Source organism: Pedobacter sp., assembly GCF_035317785.1.
Classification (GTDB): Bacteria; Bacteroidota; Bacteroidia; order Sphingobacteriales; family Sphingobacteriaceae; genus Pedobacter.
The window spans coordinates 1-2998 of record NZ_DATHGC010000411.1 but is presented as its reverse complement, the minus strand read 5'-3'; the positions used below and the strand labels follow the sequence as shown (position 1 = coordinate 2998).

2 protein-coding genes are annotated in these 2998 nt (G+C 46.8%); one reads left to right on the top strand and one right to left on the bottom strand.

The genetic code is table 11. From position 1 onward, the window contains the following. On the bottom strand, nt 1–1216 hold a 1216-nt coding region (locus VK541_RS25655), incomplete at its 3' end, for an alpha-L-fucosidase (RefSeq protein WP_324373518.1). Between the two features lie 229 nt (nt 1217–1445). Here VK541_RS25655 and VK541_RS25650 point away from each other — a divergent pair. Beyond that, nucleotides 1446–2998, top strand: a 1553-nt coding sequence (locus tag VK541_RS25650) for a PAS domain S-box protein (protein WP_324373517.1), incomplete at its 3' end; no start/stop codon positions are given.

The window sequence follows — 2998 nt, the reverse complement described above, 5'->3', positions numbered from 1 at the left end:
CCACATGGGCCATACCTGTCTGCGGTTTTACCATGGCAGCGATGTCAAAGCCAGCCATGTAACTCTTGCCTTTCTTTTCAGGTTTTTTGCCTTCGCTCCACTGGTAGGACTGGCCATATGCCTCAGTGCCATAGATGGCTTCTCCGTTTACCTGCAGCCAGCTGCCGATGTCTGTCAGCCGCTGCTGCATGATGACCGGAATGCGTCCGTCTGCGGTTGGCCCTATATCCAGCAACAGGTTGCCCCCGCGGGAAACAATATCGACCAGCGCCAGTATCAGATCGTGACTGTTTTTATAGTCTTCCAGCTTTTCATTGCGGTTATATCCGTAGGAATGACCGATACCACGGCTTTCTTCCCAGATCACATTGGGATCCATCCCGCTTCCGTACTCGGAGGTGGTATAGGTCGATGCCGTATTTTTCTCCCTGGTGTTGCTTCCCCACCGGTCATTTACTACAACATCCCGGGCCACAGGTGACTCGTTGTACAGCCAGGCCAGCAATTCAGGGCTTTTCCACTCGCTGTCCTTGAGATCCCATTCGCCATCAGAAAAAATTACGGACGGTTTATAGCGTGTTACCAGGTCTTTAAACTGGGGAAACAGGTGTTCGGTTACGTATTTTTTCTTATCTTTTTGCCAGAGTGGATTGTACCATTCGTACAAAGAATAATAGTAGCCCATTTTCAGTCCTGCATTCCGTACGGCATTGGTCAGATCGCCGAGAAGGTCGCGTTTTGGCGTACCGGACACTGCACTCCAGGGTCTGCCCCAGCTTTTATCAGCCTCTTTGCTGTCCCAAAGCGCATAGCCTTCATGGTGTTTGGAGGTGAGCACGACATATTTGGCGCCTGACTTTTTAAAAACATCAGCCCATTGTTTGGGATCGTAAAGTTCGGCCTTAAATTGCTTTTCGAACTGGGGATAGGAAAAAGCAGCACCAAAGTTTTTATTGTGAAAGTCGGTAAAGTTCTTTTGCTTGTTCTGAATACGGTACCAGTACCATTCTGAATAGCTGTCGCCGCTGTTTGCGATGACCGGCGCATACGCAGGTACGGCGTATACACCCCAGTGGATAAAGATCCCAAACTTGTCCTGGTGAAACCATCCGGGTATTTTCCTTTGGTTTAACGAACTCCAGCTGGCTTCGTATTTTTGGGCTTTGGTAGAAAGGGCTGTCAGCATAAACAATAAAATTATCCAGGATTTTCTCATTTTGCATTAATTTAGGTATTCAGGGATGTTATCCTGCAATTTCTAAATTTTCAGGACAAAAACCTAAATTAAAAGACATCCATAATTAAAGCCAGACCAGCGGGTTTCTGACTGCGGCCGATAATTTGGATGCAGGTCTGTAAATGAAAAACCTATTTTATATTAAATTGTTTATATTTCCTTTCTGAAAGCCGCTGAATAGCGGGGTCTTGGTCTGCTATATAAAACTATGGAAAATTTAAACGGCATGCAGGAGAGGCTTGCCCGGTACGAAAGAGAAAATATTGAACTCAGATCCCGTGTAGAAGAGCTCAGCGATTTTCTTGAAAATGCAGCTGTGCCACTGCATTGGGTGGATAGCAACGGCATTGTCATATGGGCGAATCAGGCAGAGCTTGACATGCTGGGCTATACCAGGGAAGAATATATAGGAGTTGATATCAGTACTTTTCATGCTGATCAGGAGACGATCCGGGAGATACTGAGCCGTCTGGTCAATAATGAAACACTACACAATTACCCTGCAAAACTCAGGCGCAAGGACGGAAGCATCAGGCATGTGCTCATCAGTTCAAATGTTTTAAGAAAGGACGGCAAATTTATCCACACCCGCTGTTTTACACGTGACATTACGCCGCTGACGGAGGAAGCAACAAGGAAATCCGGGCTTTTAGATGAGCTCGAAGAAAGTGAAGCCAGGCTAAAAATGGCTATAAGATCTACAAACCTGGGTACCTGGGACTGGAGCCCGGTAAGCGGCGAGCTGTACTGGTCTGATGAATGCAAGCGCATCTATGGCCTGCCTCTTGATCAGCCGGTGACTTTCGAAGTGTTTTCTGATCATATTCATCCGGAGGATCGTGAGCGTGTACAGCAAGCCATACAAAAATCGATAGCCAGGGATAGTGACGGGAGTTATGATATTATTTACAGAATACTGCGGGTTAATGACCGCCTGACGAGATGGATCAGGGTACAGGGAATGGTAAATTTTAACGATGACGGTCAGGCCAAACGATTTATCGGAACTGTCGTGGACATCACAGATCTCAAAGAAGCCGAAGAAAAAAGTGCCAAGCTGGCCGCCATTATTGACTCCACAGATGACGCGATCATCAGTAAAACCCTGGAGGGCATCATTACCAGCTGGAACGATTCGGCAGAAAGAACTTTTGGGTATAGTGCCGAGGAAATGATCGGGCAATCCATACTGAAGCTGATCCCCGCAGACCGGCAGGAAGAGGAGCCGCGAATCCTTTCCAGGCTAAGGAAAGGCGAGCGCGTGGAACATTTTGAAACAAAAAGGGTCAAAAAGGATGGCAGTTTACTGGATGTATCTCTCACCATTTCACCCGTTAAGAATGAACTTGGAAACATCATCGGCCTGTCTAAAATAGCAAGGGACATCACTGAAAAAAAGCAGGAGGAACAGCGTAAGCATGATTTTGTGGCGATGGTAAGCCATGAGCTGAAAACACCGCTGACCTCGATCATCTCTTACCTCCAGGTACTGATGGCCAGGTCAGTAAAAGAAGGAAACGAGTTTACTGCCAATGCACTGGCCAGAACGGAGACGCAGGCCAAAAAGATGAAAACGATGATCCAGGATTTCCTGAACCTGGCCAGACTGGAAGAAGGAAAAATACTGATCGACAAGGAGACATTTGAATTACATCCCCTGATCAAAGAAGTCTCGGGCGATGCACAGTTCCTGACCACAAAACATAAGATCAGGCTGCAGGACTGTGATGAAATCGTTGTTAATGCGGATAAAGATAAGAT